Here is an 18,163-nt window from a genome sequence, read left to right as displayed (position 1 = left end):
GCGTCCGTGCGCTCCGGATCCGCGTGGCCGGTGGCACGCCGGTGGCCGGCTCAGGCTCCGGCGATCAGCGTGATCCCGAGGACGATCATGGTGGCGGCGACCAGCGCGTCCAGGACGCGCCAGGCCGCGGGGCGGGCCAGGAAGCGGCCGAGGTAGCGGGCGCCGAAGCCGAGCGCGGCGAACCAGCACAGGCTGGCGAGCGCGGCACCCACTCCGAAGGTCCAGCGCAGGTCGCCCCGGTCGGCGGCCACGGAGCCCAGCAGGAACACGGTGTCGAGGTAGACGTGCGGGTTGAGCCAGGTCAGCGCCAGGCAGGTGAGCACCGCCCGCCGGCGCGAGCCGGCGGCGTCGCCGTCCGTCCGCAGCGCGCCGGCCGGCCGGAACACGCGCCGGGTGGCCAGGGCGCCGTAGGCGAGCAGGAAGGCGCCGCCGATCCAGCCGATCGCGGTCAGCGCGCCCGGCCACGCCACGACCACCGCGCCGACCCCGCCGACGCCCAGGGCGATGAGCACGGCGTCGGACAGGGCGCAGATGCCGACCACGGCGAGGACCGCGTCGCGGCGGATCCCCTGGCGCAGGACGAAGGCGTTCTGGGCACCGATGGCGACGATGAGGGACAGGCCGGTGCCGAAGCCGGCGGCCGCGGCGGTGAGGGCGTTGGTCATGCCCCGACGCTAAGCGGATGATCACATGGCGTACAGCTAAAGATTCTTACGTATCCTTAGCAGCCATGAGGACGACGGGCTTCCCCGATCTGCCGCTGGACCAGGTGCGCACGCTGCTGGCGGTGGTGGACGAGGGCACGTTCGACGCCGCGGCCGCGGCGCTGCACGTGACGCCGTCGGCGGTCAGCCAGCGGGTGAAGGCGCTGGAGCAGCGCACCGGCCGGGTGCTGCTGATGCGCACCAAGCCCGTCCGCCCCACGGAGTCCGGCGCGGTGCTCGTCCGGCTGGCCCGCCAGGTGGCCCGGCTGGAGCGGGACGCGTACGCCGAGCTGGGGCTGAGCGGGGGCGGTGAGCCGACCCGGGTCTCGGTGGCCGTGAACGCCGACTCGCTGGCGACCTGGTTCCTCGGGGCCCTCACGCGGGTGCCGCGGGAGCCGGAACTCTGTTTCGAGCTGCGCCGCGAGGACGAGGACCACACGGCGGCGTTGCTGCGGGAGGGTGTGGTGATGGCCGCGGTCACCTCGTCCCCCGACGCCGTGCCGGGCTGCTCCGTGCGGGCGCTGGGCCGGATGCGGTACCTGCCGTGCGCGGCTCCCGGCTTCGCCGCGCGGCATCTGCACGGGCCGCTGCGTGAGGTGCTGGCCAAGGCTCCGGTGGTGGCCTTCGACCGGCGGGACGACTTCCAGGACGGCTTCGTCCGCCGGCTCGGGCCCGGGCAGGGCGCCGCGAGTCCGGTGCGGCACTACGTCCCGGCGTCGGAGGGCTTCGTGGAGGCCGTCGCCGCCGGTCTGGGCTGGGGCATGGTGCCGGAGCCGCAGGCGGAGCCCCTGCTGCGCACCGGCCGGCTCGTCGGCCTCGCCCCGGATCTGCCGGTCGACGTCCCGCTGTACTGGCAGCAGTGGAAACTCGACTCCCCGGCACTGGCCACGGTCGCCGAGGCGGTGGTGGCGGCCGCGGCGGAGTCGCTGCGGAGCTAGGGCGTCGCTGGGATCATCCCCGGCGTCACCGGCCCCGGCACGCACATCTGCCGCGTTGTCCTCGCCGGCTCACCGGCGCTCACCGGCTCCGTCGCCTCCCCGCAGCCTGAGCCGAGCAACCGGCCCCGGCGCCCGGTACGACCCAAGGCGGATCGCCGGTTTCACCCCGGTATCGACAGGTGACCCGGAACGGAGTAAGGCATTCACGAGGGCGCGACACGATTTCGATCGCAGGTGACTTTGATGGACAACTGGCGACAGCACGCCGCGTGCCGCCACGAGGACCCCGATCTCTTCTTCCCGATAGGCACCACGGGCCCGGCCCTGGTGCAGACCGAACAGGCGAAGGCGGTCTGCCGGCGCTGCCCGGTGCGGGAGCCGTGCCTGCAGTGGGCGCTCGACACGGGGCAGTCCCTCGGTGTCTGGGGTGGGACCAGCGAGACGGAGCGCCGTGCGCTGAAACGGCGCGCGGGCTCGCGCAGGAGTTCCGGCTGACCCCGGCCGCTGCGCCGCACCGGCCTCAGCGCCCGGTGCGGCGCAGCGGTCCCCACGGGTTCACCTGGCGCTCCACCTCGGCCAGCGCCTCGTCGATGACGCCCGCGTCGATCCAGCACATCGGCCGGACGTCGGCCACCAGCGGCTCGTTGTCGGGGCCGCGGCCCGTCTCCCGGCCGGTGAGCACCCAGGGGCGTACGCCGGGGCCCTTGTCGTGGGGCAGATGCGCGTAGTCGTGCAGCCGGCGTGCCGCCCACACCCGTACGGGCCGGTCCGCCCACCACTCCTCCACGTCCAGGGGGTTGGCCGACAGCCCCGACATGCGCACGCCCGTGAGGTCGTCGGTGCTGGAGGTGCGGGAGACGTCCGCGAGGTCGGTCGCCGGGCCGCGCGACCAGCGCACGTACAGGCCACGGTGCTGTTCGACCAGGCCGGTGAGTTCGGCGAGTGTGCGCACCACCGGCAGGTCGTCCGATGCCCCCATCTCCTGACCTCCCTCGTCGGCCCGTCGCAACCACGGAGTACGGGACCACGGAGTACCCGAACGGAGCGGGAGGAATCGGTCGTCCGTTCACGAACGGCCCACGGTCACCGACGCCCCGCCCGCGCCGGACGTAGGCTCGCGGCAGTACCGTCCCCCGTGGAAAGGCACGGCCATGAGCGTTCGCGTGCGCCGCATCTACGACCCGCCCGAGCCGGACGACGGCGTGCGGGTCCTGGTCGACCGGCTGTGGCCGCGCGGTGTGGCGAAGGACGAGGCGCACGTGGACGAGTGGCCCAAGGGCCTCACCCCGTCGACCGAACTGCGCCAGTGGTACCACGCGGGCGAGGGCTCCTACGAGGAGTTCGCCCAGCGCTACGAGGCCGAGCTCGCCGCCCCGGAGGCGGCGAAGCTCCTCGATCACGTGCGGGAGCTGGCGCGCAAGGGGGACGTGACGCTCGTGACGGCGTCCAAGTCGCCCGAGCGCGGTCACGCCTCCGTGCTGCTCCGCCTCCTCGACGGGCGCTGAGGAGGCGGACGGCGACACGGCCGGCTCAGGCGGTCTGCCGGGCGGCGGCCCGGCCCGCGGCCCGGCCGGAGAAGAGGCAGCCGCCGAGGAAGGTGCCCTCCAGCGCGTTGTAGCCGTGCACCCCGCCGCCCCCGAAGCCGGCCACCTCGCCGGCCGCGTACAGGCCGTCGACGGGTGTGCCGTCGGCGCCCAGGGCGCGGGAGTCGAGGTCGGTCTGTATGCCGCCGAGGGTCTTGCGGGTCAGGACGTGCAGCTTGACGCCGATCAGCGGGCCCGCCGCCGGGTCGAGGATGCGGTGCGGGGTGGCGACCCGGCCGAGGCGGTCGCCGAGGTAGCGGCGGGCGTTGCGGATCCCCTGGATCTGGGCGTCCTTGGCGTAGGGGTTGGTCATCTGCAGGTCGCGGGCCTCGATCTGGCGGCGGATGCGGCCCGCGTCGAGGAGGGGCTCGTCGGTCAGCCGGTTCATCCGGTCGACCAGCCGCTCCAGGTCCGGCGCGGTCACGAAGTCCTCGCCCTCGCGCAGGAAGGCGTCCACCGGGGCCGGGGCGCCCTTGCCGAGCAGGCGTTCGCGCAGGAACGCGCCGCGGTCCTTGGCGGTGATGTCGGGGTTCTGCTCGGAGCCCGACAGCGCGAACTCCTTCTCGATGATCTTCCGGGTGAGGATGAACCACGAGTGGTCGTGGCCCGCCAGGTCCTCGGCCGTGCGCAGATGCCGCAGGGTGCCGAGGGTGTCGTAGCCGGGCAGGCAGGGCTCGGGCAGGCGGCGGCCGAGGGCGTCGAACCACATCGAGGACGGTCCGGGCAGGATGCGGATGCCGTGGCCGGGCCAGATCGGGTCCCAGTTGCGGACGCCCTCGGTGTAGTGCCACATCCGGTCGCGGTTGACCAGGCGTACGCCGGCCGCGGCGCTGATGTCGAGCATCCGCCCGTCGACGTGGGCGGGGACGCCCGTGACCATCCGGGCGGGCGGGGTGCCGAGCCGTTCGGGCCAGTGGCGGCGCACGATGTCGTGGTCGCCGCCGATGCCGCCGGAGGTGACGACGACCGCCTGCGCGGTCAGCTCGAACTCGCCGGCCGCGTCGCGGTTGGAGGCGACGCCGCGGGGCGAGGTGTCCTCGGCGAGGACCGTGCCGCGCACGCCGGTCACGGCGGCGCCGTCGACGACCAGCTCGTCGACCCGGTGGCGGTGGTGGAAGGTGAGCAGCCCGTCGCGTGCGGCCTGCTTCGCGTACCGCACGAAGGGCTCGACGACGCCCGTGCCGGTGCCCCAGGCGATGTGGAAGCGCGGCACGGAGTTGCCGTGCCCCTCGGCCCTGAGGTCGCCCCGCTCGGCCCAGCCGACCGTGGGCAGGAACCTGATGCCGTGTCCGTCCAGCCAGGACCGCTTCTCCCCCGCCGCGAACTCGACGTACGCCCGCGCCCAGCGCACGGCCCAGGAGTCCTCGTCGGCGACGCGGTCGAACTGCGCGCTGCCCTGCCAGTCGTTCCACGCCAGGTCGAAGGAGTCCTTGACGCCCATGCGCCGCTGCTCCGGGGAGTCGACGAGGAACAGGCCGCCGAAGGACCAGAACGCCTGCCCGCCGAGGTTGGCCGCGTTCTCCTGGTCGACGAGCGCGACCCTCCTGCCCCGGCTGGTCAGTTCGTGGGCCGCGACCAGGCCCGCGAGACCCGCTCCGACCACGATGACGTCGGCATCCATGGCGACCGTCCCTTCCTCATGCGTTTCGTCCGGCTCGTCCGGAGGTGCCGCTGCCGTCGGTGAGCAGCGCGGTGAGCAGTTGCTTCAGCCGGCCGCGGGCGCGGGCGACGTCCCGGTCCAGCAGCAGTTGGGTGGTGACTCCGTCGTAGGCGGCGACCACGGCGTGCGCCGCGCCCTCGGCGTCACCCAGCACGGCGGGCAGGGCCGTGTGGCCGTGCGCCCGGCCGAGCCGGTCGGCGATCGCCCGCCGCAGCCGCGCCCGGTGGTCGAGCAGGGCACGGGCGACGGCGGGGTCGCGGGCGGCGTGCACCAGGAAGTCCGTCTTCACCAGGAGCCAGTCCCGGTCCAGGAGCAGCACCTCGGTGACGCGGTCGACGGCGGCGGTCACGTCCAGGTCGGGGCCGTCGAGGGCGAGGGCCCCGGACACCTGCTCCGCGATCAGCTCGGCCCGTTCGCGGTAGAGGGCGAAGAACAGCTCGTCGAGGCTGTCGAAGTTCGAGTAGAAGGCGCCCCTGCTGTAGCCGGCGGCCTCGCAGACCTCCTCGATCGACACACGGCCGAACCCCTTGGCGGCGAACACCCTGAACGCCGCGTCCAGGAGGTTGGCGCGCGTGCGCGCGCGGCGCCTGGTCACGCGCCCGGTCGTCGCCCTCGCCGCCATGCCGCCCCTCCGTTCGATGCGCGAATGTATCGGATACACCGGTGTATCCGAAGCCCTTGCGCGGGGGAGATTCCCGCCGGCACAGTCAATGGAACACATTTTCGAATAGGGAGTACGCTGGAACCATGACCAGGCACCTCCAGGGCTCGCTCTTCGACCAGACCGACGAGGTCCGGCTGGGTCCCCTCGACGGGCTGCACCGCACCCGGCTCGGCTCCGGGGCCTGGATCGACGTCCTGCCGGGGTGGCTGAGCGGGTCCGACACCCTCTTCGAACGGCTGGCCGCCGAGGTGCCGTGGCGCGCCGAGCGGCGCACGATGTACGACCACGTGGTCGACGTGCCCCGGCTGCTGGCGTTCTACGGCGCGCACGACCCGCTGCCGCACCCCCTGCTGGACGAGGCGCGCGACGCGCTGTCCGCCCACTACGCCGACGAGCTGGGCGAGCCGTTCACCACGGCCGGACTGTGCTACTACCGCGACGGCCGGGACAGCGTCGCCTGGCACGGCGACCGCATCGGCCGGGGCGCCCGCCAGGACACGATGGTCGCCATCCTCTCGGTGGGCGCACCCCGTGACCTGCTGCTGCGCCCGCGGAACGGCGGCGGGGAGACGGTGCGCCGCCCGCTCGGCCACGGCGACCTGATCGTGATGGGCGGTTCCTGCCAGCGCACCTGGGAGCACTGCGTCCCCAAGTCGACCCGTGCCGCCGGGCCGCGGATCAGCATCCAGTTCCGCCCGCACGGGGTGCGCTGACGCGGCGGGGACCCTCGGGGGCCCCGCATCTGGTTGGCTGTCCGACGACAGCCACCTCGGGACGCGGGGAGATCGATGCGCGCCAACGTCCAGCACGTCGCCGACGGCACCTACCTGGTGCACGGCAGCAACACCAACTGGGTGATCCTCACCGACGGCGACGCGGTGACGCTGGTCGACACCGGCTACCCCGGCGACCGGCAGCTGCTTCTGGACTCCCTCGCCGCCGTGGGGAGTTCCCCGGAGGCGGTGGCGGCCGTACTGATCACCCACGCCCACAACGACCACCTGGGCTCGGCCGAGTACCTGCGCCGGGTCTACGGCACGCCCGTCCTGCTGCACGAGGCCGAAGTACCGCACGCGCGGCGGGACTTCCTGCACCAGGTCACCGTCGGCACGGTGCTGCGCAACGGCTGGCGGCCGGGCGTGCTGCCCTGGGCCGCGCACGTGATCCGCTCCGGCGGCACGGCCCACCTCCCGGTCGCCTCCCCGGCACCGTTCCCGGCGGCCGGTCCCCTCGACCTGCCCGGCCGGCCCGTTCCCGTGCACACCCCGGGGCACACCGACGGGCACTGCGCCTACCATCTGCCCGGCGCCGGAGTGGTGATCTCCGGCGACGCCCTGGTGAGCGGCCACCCCACGTCGAGGATCGAGGGACCGCAGCTGCTGCCCGACATGTTCCACCACGAGCGGGCGCGGACCGTGGCCTCGCTGGACGTCCTCGCGGAGCTGGACGGCGACGTGCTGCTCCCCGGGCACGGACCCGTCCACCACGGCCCGGTGCGGGAGGCCGCACGGCTGGCCGGGGAACGGGCGCGCTAGAACCGGCCCCTGCCGCGGCCGGCCGTGGCAGGGGCGCTCTAGAGTCGGGGCCATGGCCTTGCAGATCAGCGCCACCAACCCGGAGCACCCCGCCCTCCTGCTCGAACTGCCGTGGCACCTGCCCCTGGAGGAGTGGCCCGAGGAATACCTCGTGCCGCTGCCGCGCGGCATCTCCCGCCACGTCGTCCGCTACGCGCGGGCCGGGGACGAGGTGATCGCCGTCAAGGAGCTCGCCGAACGGCCCGCGCTGCGCGAGTACGAGCTGCTGCGCGACCTGGACCGGCTCGCCATCCCTGCGGTGGACGCCCTCGGCGTGGTCACCGGCCGCACCGACGGCGCCGGCGAGGCGCTGGAACCCGTGCTGATCACGCGGCACCTCGGCGGCTCGATGCCGTACCGGTCGATGTTCGAGACCACGCTGCGCCCGGCGACCATGCACCGCCTGATGGACGCCCTGGCCGTGCTGCTGGTGCGGCTGCACCTGGCCGGCTTCGCCTGGGGCGACTGCTCGCTGTCCAACACGCTCTTCCGGCGCGACGCGGGCGCCTACGCCGCGTACCTGGTGGACGCCGAGACCGGGGAACTGCACGCGCAGCTGAGCCCCGGGCAGCGCGACTACGACCTCGACCTCGCCCGCGTCAACATCAGCGGCGAACTGCTCGACCTGGAGGCGTCCGGGGCCCTGCACCCCTCCGTCGACCCGGTGGACTTCGGCACCGAGATCTGCGCCCGCTACCGGAGCCTGTGGGAGGAGCTGACCCGCACCTCCGTCTACCCGGCGGGCAAGTACCACTACATAGAACGCCGGATACGCCGGCTCAACGACCTCGGCTTCGACGTCGCCGAGATGCAGATCGAGCACGCCGGCAACGGCGACACGGTGACCTTCGTGCCCAAGGTCGTCGACGCGGGCCACCATCAGCGCCAGCTGCTGCGCCTGACGGGCCTGGACGCCGAGGAGAACCAGGCCCGCCGGCTGCTGAACGACCTGGAGAGCTGGATGGCCACGCAGGAGGACTACGCCCCCGGCGATCCCCTCGGCGCCCGGCCGGAGGTGCTGGCCCACCGCTGGGTGCGGGAGGTGTTCCGGCCGACCGTGCGGGCCGTGCCGCGCGAGCTGCGGGGCGCCATGGACCCGGCCGAGATCTACCACGAGCTGCTGGAGCACCGCTGGTACCTGTCCGAGCGGGCGCAGCACGACATCGGTCTGGACACGGCCGTCAGGGACTACATCGAGAACATCCTGCCCAAGGCCCGGGAGACGCTGCAGCCCACGGCGGACTGAGTCGTGCGGGCGTCCGCGCGCGTCACCGGTGCGGGACGACCGCGACCGGGCAGTCCGCGTGGTGCAGGACGCCGTGCGCGACGGAGCCGATCCGGGCGCCGACGGCGGTACGGCGGGCCCGGCGGCCGACGACCATCAACTGGGCCCGGCCGGACACCGACAGCAGCACCTGCCCGGCGCTGCCCATCTCCACGTGCTCGACCACCGGGACGCCGGGGAAGCGCTCGCGCCACGGCCTCAGCGACTCGGCGAGCGCCTTCTTCTCGTACGGCTCCAGGCCCCCGGCTTCGTCGAGCATCTTGAGGGAGGCGGGGCTGTAGGCGAACACCGGCGGCAGGGTCCAGGCCCGTACGGCCCGCACGGTGGCACCGCGCGCCGCGGCCGTCTCGAAGGCGAAGCCGAGCACGTCGGCGCTGTCCTCCGGCTCTCCTTGCTGGCCCACGACGATCTCCCGGCCGGCGGCCTCCGCGGTGGCGCGGTCCCCGGCGCGGACGAGGACGACGGGCGACGTGGTCCCGGCGATCACCTGCTGGCCGACGGAGCCGAGCAGGAAGCCGACGACCGCCGCTCGGCCGCGCGAGCCGAGCACGAGCGTCTCGGCACCGGCCGCCGCGGCGAGCAGCGTGGCGACGGGGTCGCCCTCGCGCACGTCGGTCGACACCTCCAGCTCCGGGTGGCGTTCCGTGACGGTCCGGACGGCCTCGGCCACCGAGTCCCGGACCCACCGCTCCTGCGTGTCCCGGTCTCCCGCGTCGACCACCTCGCGCGGCTGGAACCGCCAGGCGTGCACCACCCGCAGCGGCGTCCCGCGGCGGACCGCCTCCCGCGCCGCCCAGCCCAGTGCGGCCAGGCTCTCCTGCGATCCGTCCACCCCTGCCGTGATCGGACGCGTCATGGGGGTTCCTCCCTGTGTCGCTCTCGTCGGTCGGGCCCAGTCTTCACCAAGCCGCCGCCGGGGCCACGACCGGGAGGCCGGGGTCTCCCGTGCCTGAGCGAGGCGGTGCGATCGAACATACGATGGGCGTCAGGCCGGTGCGGTGACGGGGACGCCGTGCCGTGAACCCGGCCTCGCGACGTGGGGGACGTATGGCACAGGCCGCCGAGTCGGCGCGGACCGTCATCATGACCGTGGACGACGATCCGGGAGTCTCCCGGGCCGTCGCCCGAGACCTGCGGCGGCGTTACGGCGCCACGCACCGGATCGTCCGGGCGGAGTCCGGCGAGTCCGCGCTGCAGGCGCTGCGCGAGCTGAAGCTGCGTGGCGACCTGGTGGCCGTGGTCCTCGCCGACTACCGCATGCCCGGGATGAACGGCATCGAATTCCTCGAACAGGCCATGGACGTGTACCCGGGGGCGCGGCGGGTGCTGCTGACGGCGTACGCGGACACGGGCGCGGCGATCGACGCGATCAACGTCGTCGACCTCGACCACTACCTGCTCAAGCCCTGGGACCCGCCGGAGGAGAAGCTGTACCCGGTCGTGGACGACCTGCTCCAGGCGTGGCGCACCGGCGACCACCGGCCCGTGCCGAGCACCAAGGTCGTCGGGCACCGCTGGTCGGCGCGTTCCTCGGAGGTCCGGGAGTTCCTGGCCCGCAACCAGGTGCCCTACCGGTGGTACTCCGCCGAGGAGCCGGAGGGGCGGCGGCTGCTCGCGGCCGCGGGGCAGGACGGGCAGCGGCTGCCGGTGGTGATCACGCCGGACGGGACGCCGCTGGTGGAGCCGGAGGCACCCGATCTCGCCGCCCACGTCGGTCTGGCGACGACGCCGGCGTCGGACTTCTACGACCTGGTGGTGGTCGGCGGCGGTCCGGCGGGGCTCGGCGCGGCCGTCTACGGGGCGTCGGAAGGGCTGCGGACGGTTCTGGTGGAGCGGTCGGCGACCGGCGGGCAGGCCGGGCAGAGCTCGCGGATCGAGAACTACCTCGGCTTCCCGGACGGGGTGTCGGGCGGGCAGCTCACCGAGCGGGCGCGGCGGCAGGCGGCGAAGTTCGGCGCCGAGATCCTCACCGCGCGGGAGGTGACCGGCCTGGAGGTCTGCGGGTCGGCGCGGATCGTGCGGTTCTCGGACGGTTCGGCGGTCGCCGCGCACAGCGTGATCCTCGCGACCGGTGTGTCGTACCGGCAGCTCCCCGCTCCGGGCACGGACGAGCTGACCGGCTGCGGTGTCTTCTACGGGTCGGCGCTGACGGAGGCGGCCTCCTGCCAGGGCCACGACGTGTACATCGTGGGCGGCGCGAACTCCGCCGGGCAGGCGGCGATGTATCTGGCCCGGGGCGCCAAGTCGGTGACCCTGCTGGTGCGCGGGCCGTCCCTGGCGGCGTCGATGTCGCACTACCTGATCCAGCAGATCGACCGGATGCCGAACATCGTGGTGCGCTGCGGCACCGTCGTCGAGGAGGCCCACGGGGACGGCCGGCTGGAGCGGCTGACCCTGCGGGACACGCAGAGCGGGCGCAGCGAGCTCGTCGACGCCCAGTGGCTGTTCGTGTTCATCGGCGCGGCCCCGCTGACCGACTGGCTGGACGGCACGGTCCTGCGCGACGAGCGCGGGTTCATCCTCGCCGGGCCCGACCTGACGCCCGACGGACGGCCGCCGGCGGAGTGGGAGCTGGACCGGCCGCCGTACCACCTGGAGACCAGCGTCCCGGGCGTGTTCGTGGCGGGGGACGCCCGCGCGGAGTCGGCCAAGCGGGTCGCGTCCGCCGTCGGAGAGGGAGCCATGGCCGTGATGCTCGTCCACCGGTACCTGGAGCAGTCGTGAGCGGGCGGCCGATGCCGTGCAGCCCCGAGGAGATCGGGTCGCTGTTCCTGTTCGAGAAGCTGACGCCGGAGCAGCTGGGCCGGCTGTGCGCGGAGGGCCGGGTGGAGCTGTTCGAGCCCGGTCCGGTGTACGCCGAGGGGGAACCGGCCACCTGCTTCTACGTGATGCTGGAGGGCACGGTGGTGCTCTCGCGCCGGGTCGGCGGGGACGACGTGGAGGTCAGCCGGACCTCGCAGCGCGGAGTGTACGCCGGGTCGATGCAGGCGTACCTCGGGGACCGGGTGCCGCAGGTCTACAACAACTCCATGCGCGTGACCGAGCCGACGCGGTTCTTCGTGCTGCCCGCGGACACCTTCGCGAGCGTCATGCAGGAGTGGTTCCCGATGGCGGTGCATCTGCTGGAGGGGCTCTTCTTCGGGTCGAAGAACACCCAGCGGGCCATCGGCCAGCGCGAACGGCTGCTGGCGCTCGGCTCGTTGTCGGCCGGTCTCACGCACGAGCTGAACAACCCGGCCGCCGCGGCCGTGCGCGCCACGGAGTCCCTGCGGGAGCGGGTGGCGAAGATGCGGCACAAGCTCGCCGTCATCGCCGAAGGACCGTTCTCGCGTGACGCGCTGGCCGATCTCATCGACCTCCAGGAGCGCACCGCCGAGCGGGTCGCAAAGGCGCCGTCGCTCAGCCCGCTGGAGGCGGCCGACCGGGAGGACGCACTGACCGACTGGCTGGACGACCACGGCATCGAGGGCGGCTGGCAGATCGCGCCGACGTTCGTGCAGGCGGGGCTGGACACCGAGTGGCTGGACCAGGTCGCGGCGGCCGTGGACGAGGAGATCCTGCCGGGGGCGGTCGGCTGGCTGAACTACACGGTGGAGACCGAGCTGCTGATGGACGAGATCGCGGACTCCACCGCCCGTATCTCCCACCTCGTGGACGCCGCCAAGCAGTACGCGCAGCTCGACCGGGCCCCCTACCGGATCGTCGACGTCCATGAACTCCTCGACAGCACCCTGCTGATGCTGTCGGGCAAGATCGGCCCGCGGATCCGGGTCGTCAAGGAGTACGACCGCACGCTGCCGAGCATCCCCGGGTATCCGGCGGAGCTGAACCAGGTGTGGACCAACCTGATCGACAACGCGGTCTCCGCCATGCGCTCCACGGGTGCGGAGGGCACACTGACCGTGCGGACCGCGCTCGACCACGACCGGCTGCTGGTGGAGTTCCGCGACACCGGCACCGGGATCCCCCAGGAGATCCGGGGGCGCATCTTCGACCCGTTCTTCACCACCAAGCCGGTGGGCGAGGGCACCGGGCTCGGCCTGGACATCTCCTGGCGGATCGTGGTCGACAAGCACCACGGCACCCTCCAGGTCACCTCCGAGCCGGGCGACACCCGCTTCCAGGTCCTCCTTCCGCTCACCGCCGCCGAACCCGAACCGACCGAGGAGCCGGCATGACCAGTCACACCGGAATCGACCCCGCCGTCCTGCCGAGCGGCACCGGCTGCGTCGAGTGCGACGCCGCGGGCGGCTGGTGGTTCCACCTGCGGCGCTGCGCCGCCTGCGGTCACATCGGCTGCTGCGACAGCTCGCCGGGGCAGCACGCCACCGGCCACTACCGGGCCACCGGTCATCCGGTGGTGCAGAGCTTCGAGCCGGGCGAGGACTGGTTCTGGGACTACGCCACGAACGAGGTGCGCGAGTCCGGGCCGGAACTCGCCCCGCCGCGCAGCCACCCCGAGGACCAGCCGTCCCCCGGCCCGGCGGGGCGGGTACCGGCGGACTGGGCCCGGACGCTGCGGCGCTGAACGGTACCGTCCCGCGGCCCTCGTGGGCCGGTGGGCCGGCGCGACGGCACCGGGCGCGGCGGTGCCGTCCGAGCCGCGTGCCAGGATGGACCGCGTGCCGCAGACCTCATTCACCACCCCGCTCGTCGGCCGAGACGACGAACTCGCCCGCCTCACCGGCGTACTGGACCGTGCCCGCGGCGGAGCGGCCCGCGCGGTACTGATCGCGGGGGACGCCGGAGTCGGCAAGACCCGGCTTCTGGACGAGGTCGCCGACCGGGCCACGAAGGCCGGGACCACCGTGCTCACCGGGCACTGCGTCGACCTCGGCGACGTGGGTCTGCCCTATCTGCCGTTCACCGAGATCCTGGGTGTGCTCGCCGGGGACGAGCGGTTCGCCTCCGTGCTCGCCGCGCATCCGGTCGTCGACCGGCTCCTCGGCGGCGGTACGGACGCCGCGCGTCACGCGGACGCGATGCTGCGGCTCTTCGAGGGCGTGGCCGGGCTGCTGGCCGACCTGGCGGAGGTCGCCCCGCTGCTGCTGGTCCTGGAGGACCTGCACTGGGCCGACCAGTCCTCCCGGGACCTGCTGCGGTTCCTGCTGAGCCGGGGGATCCTCCAGCACCCGGTGGGCGGGGCTCCCGCACGCCGGCTCGCGGTGCTCGCCTCCTACCGGGCGGACGACCTGCACCGCCGCCACCCGCTGCGCCCGCTCCTCGCCGAGCTGGTGCGGCTGCCCGCCGTGGAGCGGATGGAGCTGCGGCCGCTGGCCGACGCCGACGTGGCCCGGCTGGTGCGTGCCCTGCGGGAGCGCCCGCTGCCGGACGCCACGGTGCACCGGATCGTCGAACGCGCGGAGGGCAACGCCTTCTACGCGGAGGAACTGGTCGCGGCCACCGACGCGCCGGCGTCAGGGGTGCCCAGCGGCCTGGTCGACGTGCTGCTCATCCGGTTCGAGCAACTGTCGGACACCGCCCAGCAGGTGCTGCGCACCGCCGCCGTCGCCGGGCGCCGGGTCGGGCACGACCTGCTGCGGGACGCCGTCGGGCTGCCCGACGCGGAGCTGGACGCGGCGCTGCGCGAGGCCGTGGAGCGGCAGCTCCTCGTCCCCGGTGAGGGCGACACGTACTCCTTCCGGCACGCCCTCGCGCGGGAGGCGGTCTACACCGACCTGCTCCCCGGTGAACGGGCCCGCCTGCACGGCGCGTTCGCCCGGCTGCTGGCCGGGCGGGACCGCCGGGCCGGGAGCGCGGCCGAGCGCGCCCACCACTACCGCGAGAGCCACGACCTGCCCGAGGCGCTCGCCGCCTCGCTGGAGGCCGCGGACCACGCCCAGCGCGTCGGCGCGCCCGCCGAGGAGCTACGGCACGTGGAGGCGGCCCTCGACCTGTGGGCGGCGGTGGACACCTCGGCACGGCCGGCGGGCACCGACACCGTGACCCTGACGCTGCGCGCCTCGGCGGCGGCCGCGCACGCCGGTGAGCTGCACCGCGCGGTCTCCCTGACCCGGTCCGCACTGGCCGGCCTCGGCCAGGACGCGGACCTGGAGCTGGCCGCCCGGGTCCGCTACACCCTGGCCGGGAACCTGCTGAACGTCGACCACCTCACGGCCGCCTTCGAGCACAGCAGCGAGGCCCTCGCCCTGATCCCCGCCGAGCCCCCGTCGGCGACCTGGGTGTGGGCCGCCGCCACGCACGTCGTGACCGCCCGCCAGGTCGGCGAGCACGAGACCGCGCTGCGCACCGCCCGGCGGGCCCTGCGCGTCGCGGAGGAACTGGGTGTCGCCGATGCCCGGGCCGACCTGCTGATCTCCCTGGCCGGCCTGGAGGAACACGGCCGGCGCACGCCGGCCGGCCGCGCACGGCTGAAGGAGGCCCGGGAGCTGGCGCGGCGGGCGGGCAACGCGCCGGTGGAGCTGCGCGCGCTGTTCAATCTCGCCATCGGCTGCTTCGAGTCCGGCGACCTGGAGGAGTGCCTGCCCTGGGCGACGGAGGGACTGGACCGGGCCCGCCGCTCCGGGCTGCTGTCCGCGCCGTATCCGCGGGAGATGTGGTACCTGCGGCAGCTGGTGCGGTACACGCTGGGCCACTGGGACGAGTGCGTGCGCGAGGCGGCGGACCATGCCGGGGCACTGCCCGCCGCGGGCGGCTACACGGCGGGACCCGGGCTGTACGTGGCGCTGGCGCGCGGCGACTTCGGGGCCGCCGAGCGCGCCCGCACGCTGCTGGAGGGGCCGTTCGACTGGATGGGGACGATGGTCGCCGGCATCGTGCTGACCGACGCCGCCGCGCTGCGCGGGGACCCGGAGGAGGCCGTGCGGTGGATGCGGTCGACGGTCGAGGCCCTCACCGACGCCGCGGGCACGCGGCCCCACGTCACGGTCCGGCTCACCGCTCTGGCTCTGGCCGCCGTCGCCGACCGGGCCGCCGGGCTGCGCCTGACCGGCGACGAGGAGGGGGCGCGCCGCTGGGCGGACACCGCGACCGGACTCGTGGCACAGGCACGGGAGTCGGCCGGGCGCGGCGAGGGCGGCATACCGCAGGGCCCGGAGGGGCAGGCGTGGCTGGCCCGCGCCGAGGCGGAGTGGGCCCGGGCGGTGTCCGGGCCGGACGTGGCTGCCTGGGCGGCGGCGGTGGCCGCCTTCGCCGACGGCGACGTCTACGAACGCGCGCGGTGCCGGCTGCGGCTGGCCGAGGCCCTGCTGGCGGCCGACCGCCGCGAGGAGGCCGCCGTCGAGGCCGATGCGACACGGCGGGAGGCCGACCGGCTCGGGGCCGCGCCGCTGCGGGAGCGGCTGGACGATCTGGTCCGCCGCGGCCGGCTGACGCGGGAAGCGGCCGGCGGGGACCGCGGGCCGGTGCTGACGGCCCGTGAGCGGGAGGTGCTGCGGCTGCTGGCCCTCGGTCGCAGCAACCGGCAGATCGGCGAGGAGCTGTTCATCAGCGTCAAGACGGCGAGCGTCCACGTCTCCAACATCCTCGCGAAGCTGGGCGCGGCGAGCCGTACGGAGGCGGTCGCGGTGGCCTACCGGCAAGGGCTGATCACCCCGGAGCCGACGGCTGGGGGGTGACGCCGGCGGTGCCGGGAACCCCGGCCGGCCGAGGGACGTTGTCCGGACACCCACCCGGCGGAGCGCGAACCGACGACACAGCAGGGCGGCACGATGAGCGAGTTGGTCCCCGGGGGCAACGTCCCCCTGCCGAGCGGGCCCGTCACCATCCGGGTGCCGGGCGCGTTCGACGTGTCGGCGCTCGTCACGGACGACGGCGGCAAGGTGGGCGGCGACGGCGACTTCGTGTTCTACAACCAGCCGGAGGCCCCCGGTGCCCGGCTGCGGGACGACACGCTCACCGTCGACCCGGCCCGGCTGCGGGCCGGTGCGACCCGGGTGACGGTGGCGGTCAGCCCCGCCGAGCCCGGCACCGCCCTGAGCGCCCTGCCGGCCCCGGCGCTCCAGGTCACCGACGCGGGCGGCCGTACGCTCGCCCGGTTCACCCCGCCCCGCCCGCGGCAGGAGACGGTCCTGCTGCTCGCGGAGTTCTACCGGCGCGGCGACCGGTGGAAGCTGCGTGCGCTGGGCCAGGGATACTCCGACGGGCTCGCCGGTCTCGCCCGCGACTTCGGGGTGGAGGTCGTCGACGAGACACCGGCGCCCGACCGGCCACCCGGCCTGTCCCCGGCCCCGGCCCCGGCCGCCGCCGGTTTCCTGGAGCTGGTCAACTCCGCCCGTGCCGCCGCCGGTTCCCCTCCCGTCTCCGCCGACCCGCGCCTGGCCGGCGCGGCCCGCGACCACGCCGCCGCCATGGCCGCCGCCGGCGCCCTGAGCGTCGAGACGAGGGACGGCGTCTCGGTGCACCAGCGTGTCGTCTCCGCCGGGTACGCGTATCTGACCGTCGGTGAGCACCTGGTCTCCGGCCCGCGCACGCCCGCCGAGTTCGTCGCGTACTGCCTGCGCGCCGAGCGGACCCGGCGCACCCTGCACGACGCCGCCTTCACGCACGCCGGGTGGGGGTGCGTCACCGGTGGCCCCTCGGGCGACACGTACTGGACCGCGCTGTGGGCCGTGCCGCTGACGCCCGCCGGCCTGGCGCGGACGACGGCCGACGTCGTCGGCCTCACCAACCGGGAGCGGACCAGGGCCGGTCTGCGCCCGCTGGCCGCCGATCCCCGGCTCACCGCCGCCGCGCAGGCGCACAGCGCCGACATGGTCGCCCGCGACTTCTACTCCCACACGGGCCCCGACGGCAGCCGGCCCTGGGACCGCGCGGCCGCCGCGGGCGCCCCGCAGCGCACGATCGGCGAGAACATCGCCTGTGGCCAGCGCTCCCCCGCCGACGTGGTGGAGGGGTGGATGAACAGCCCCGGGCACCGCGCCAACATCCTCAAGCCGGAGTTCACGCACATCGGGGTCGGTCTGGCGGGCGGCGGCCGGGCGGGCACGTACTGGACGCAGCTCTTCGGTGGCTGAGCGGCCCCAGGAGGGCGATCTTGGCGGAACGGAGTCGTCCGGGCCAGGATGCCCGCATGAAGGGTGACCTCTTTTCCAGCGAGCACATGGTGCAGCCCGCCACGGCGCCGGGCATGACCGTCGAGAACGCCAAGTGCATCCGGTACGCCGTGGACGGTGAGATGCACGCCCGCCAGGGCGCGATGGTCGCCTACCGCGGCGACCTCCAGTTCGAGCGCAAGGGCCAGGGTGTGGGCGGCATGCTCAAGCGCGCGGTCACCGGGGAGGGGCTGCCGCTGATGGCGGTGCGCGGACGGGGTGAGGCGTGGTTCGCGCACGAGGCGCAGAACTGCTTCATCGTCGAGGTCGAGCCGGGTGACGAGTTCACGGTCAACGGCCGCAACGTCCTGTGCTTCGACGCCTCGTTGTCGTACCGCATCGCCACGGTGAAGGGTTCGGGCATCGCCGGCGGCGGCTTGTTCAACAGCGTCTTCACGGGGCACGGCAGGCTCGGGCTGGTCTGCGAGGGCAGCCCGCTGGTCATCCCGGTCTCGCCGCAGTACCCGGTGTACGTCGACACGGACGCGATCGTCGGCTGGACGGCGGGGCTCGGGACCTCGCTGCACCGCTCGCAGTCCATCGGGTCGATGCTGCGGGGCGGGTCCGGGGAGGCCGTGCAGCTGATGCTCCAGGGCGAGGGCTACGTGGTGGTGCGTCCCAGCGAGGCGGCACCGCAGAAGGCGCAGCAGCACTGAGGCTGTTGACCCGGAGAGCGGTGAGCGGAAGTGTGGCGAGGTGGCA

At 74.3% G+C, this 18,163-nt stretch carries 17 protein-coding genes; 12 read left to right on the top strand and 5 right to left on the bottom strand.

Features of this window, described 5'->3' with window-relative positions; genetic code table 11:
- Positions 1-50: 50 nt before the first annotated feature.
- Positions 51-665, bottom strand: coding sequence for a LysE/ArgO family amino acid transporter (locus H0H10_RS27430; RefSeq protein WP_188183811.1), 615 nt, complete (start codon positions 663-665; stop codon positions 51-53).
- A gap of 65 nt (positions 666-730) precedes the next feature.
- Between H0H10_RS27430 and H0H10_RS27425 the strand changes: the two genes are divergently transcribed.
- Positions 731-1,642, top strand: a complete 912-nt coding sequence (locus tag H0H10_RS27425; protein WP_188183810.1) for a LysR family transcriptional regulator ArgP — start codon at positions 731-733, stop codon at positions 1,640-1,642.
- A gap of 243 nt (positions 1,643-1,885) precedes the next feature.
- Positions 1,886-2,137, top strand: a complete 252-nt coding sequence (locus tag H0H10_RS27420) for a WhiB family transcriptional regulator (protein WP_188183809.1) — start codon at positions 1,886-1,888, stop codon at positions 2,135-2,137.
- A 25-nt stretch (positions 2,138-2,162) separates the two neighbouring features.
- On the opposite strand, the gene H0H10_RS27415 is transcribed toward H0H10_RS27420, so the two are convergent.
- Positions 2,163-2,621: a DUF6098 family protein gene (locus H0H10_RS27415; RefSeq protein ID WP_188183808.1), complete on the bottom strand. Its 459-nt coding sequence runs from the start codon at positions 2,619-2,621 to the stop codon at positions 2,163-2,165.
- A 172-nt stretch (positions 2,622-2,793) separates the two neighbouring features.
- Here H0H10_RS27415 and H0H10_RS27410 point away from each other — a divergent pair, with 172 nt between their 5' ends.
- Positions 2,794-3,147, top strand: a complete 354-nt coding sequence (locus H0H10_RS27410; RefSeq protein WP_188183807.1) for a DUF488 domain-containing protein — start codon at positions 2,794-2,796, stop codon at positions 3,145-3,147.
- A 25-nt stretch (positions 3,148-3,172) separates the two neighbouring features.
- Here H0H10_RS27410 and H0H10_RS27405 read toward each other — a convergent pair whose 3' ends face one another.
- Together H0H10_RS27405 and H0H10_RS27400 are read right to left on the bottom strand one after the other, a co-directional pair.
- Complete coding sequence (locus H0H10_RS27405) at positions 3,173-4,846, bottom strand: FAD-binding dehydrogenase (protein WP_188183806.1); 1,674 nt, start codon at positions 4,844-4,846, stop codon at positions 3,173-3,175.
- Positions 4,847-4,862: 16 nt separating this feature from the next.
- Positions 4,863-5,507 carry a TetR/AcrR family transcriptional regulator gene (locus H0H10_RS27400; protein WP_188183805.1) on the bottom strand — a complete coding sequence of 215 codons (645 nt, stop codon included), beginning with the start codon at positions 5,505-5,507 and terminating at the stop codon, positions 4,863-4,865.
- 125 nt (positions 5,508-5,632) lie between these two features.
- Here H0H10_RS27400 and H0H10_RS27395 point away from each other — a divergent pair, with 125 nt between their 5' ends.
- The 3 genes from H0H10_RS27395 to H0H10_RS27385 all read left to right on the top strand — a co-directional run bounded on the left by H0H10_RS27395 (position 5,633) and on the right by H0H10_RS27385 (position 8,369).
- Positions 5,633-6,262 carry an alpha-ketoglutarate-dependent dioxygenase AlkB family protein gene (locus H0H10_RS27395; RefSeq protein ID WP_188183804.1) on the top strand — a complete coding sequence of 210 codons (630 nt, stop codon included), beginning with the start codon at positions 5,633-5,635 and terminating at the stop codon, positions 6,260-6,262.
- Between the two features lie 75 nt (positions 6,263-6,337).
- Positions 6,338-7,084, top strand: coding sequence for an MBL fold metallo-hydrolase (locus tag H0H10_RS27390; RefSeq protein WP_188183803.1), 747 nt, complete (start codon positions 6,338-6,340; stop codon positions 7,082-7,084).
- 52 nt (positions 7,085-7,136) lie between these two features.
- The gene (locus H0H10_RS27385) at positions 7,137-8,369 is read left to right on the top strand and encodes a DUF4032 domain-containing protein (protein ID WP_188183802.1); all 1,233 of its coding nucleotides are present in this window, start codon (positions 7,137-7,139) and stop codon (positions 8,367-8,369) included.
- Between the two features lie 22 nt (positions 8,370-8,391).
- On the opposite strand, the gene H0H10_RS27380 is transcribed toward H0H10_RS27385, so the two are convergent.
- A complete protein-coding gene (locus H0H10_RS27380; RefSeq protein ID WP_188183801.1) occupies positions 8,392-9,264 on the bottom strand; it encodes a universal stress protein in 873 nt (290 codons plus the stop codon).
- A 191-nt stretch (positions 9,265-9,455) separates the two neighbouring features.
- On the opposite strand from H0H10_RS27380, the gene H0H10_RS27375 reads away from it, so the two are divergent.
- From H0H10_RS27375 to H0H10_RS27350, 6 genes are all read left to right on the top strand, one after another.
- Entirely contained in the window at positions 9,456-11,132 is a 1,677-nt protein-coding gene (locus tag H0H10_RS27375) for an NAD(P)/FAD-dependent oxidoreductase (protein ID WP_188183800.1), read from the top strand.
- Complete coding sequence (locus tag H0H10_RS27370; RefSeq protein ID WP_309141911.1) at positions 11,129-12,586, top strand: ATP-binding protein; 1,458 nt, start codon at positions 11,129-11,131, stop codon at positions 12,584-12,586. The genes H0H10_RS27375 and H0H10_RS27370 overlap by 4 nt, the downstream gene beginning before the upstream one ends.
- A complete protein-coding gene (locus H0H10_RS27365; protein WP_188183799.1) occupies positions 12,583-12,936 on the top strand; it encodes a UBP-type zinc finger domain-containing protein in 354 nt (117 codons plus the stop codon). Before H0H10_RS27370 ends, H0H10_RS27365 begins: the two co-directional genes overlap by 4 nt.
- 85 nt (positions 12,937-13,021) lie before the next feature.
- On the top strand, positions 13,022-15,985 hold the full coding sequence (locus H0H10_RS27360; RefSeq protein WP_188183798.1) for a helix-turn-helix transcriptional regulator: 2,964 nt from the start codon (positions 13,022-13,024) through the stop codon (positions 15,983-15,985).
- A gap of 93 nt (positions 15,986-16,078) precedes the next feature.
- Complete coding sequence (locus H0H10_RS27355) at positions 16,079-17,383, top strand: CAP domain-containing protein (protein WP_188183797.1); 1,305 nt, start codon at positions 16,079-16,081, stop codon at positions 17,381-17,383.
- Positions 17,384-17,439: 56 nt separating this feature from the next.
- Positions 17,440-18,117, top strand: a complete 678-nt coding sequence (locus tag H0H10_RS27350) for an AIM24 family protein (RefSeq protein WP_188183796.1) — start codon at positions 17,440-17,442, stop codon at positions 18,115-18,117.
- Positions 18,118-18,163: the final 46 nt, after the last annotated feature.

The sequence above is a fragment of the Streptomyces griseicoloratus genome (genome assembly GCF_014534645.1).
Lineage (GTDB): Bacteria > Actinomycetota > Actinomycetes > Streptomycetales > Streptomycetaceae > Streptomyces > Streptomyces griseicoloratus.
The sequence above is the reverse complement of the archived record's forward strand: the minus strand, read 5'-3'. Positions and strand labels throughout refer to the sequence as shown.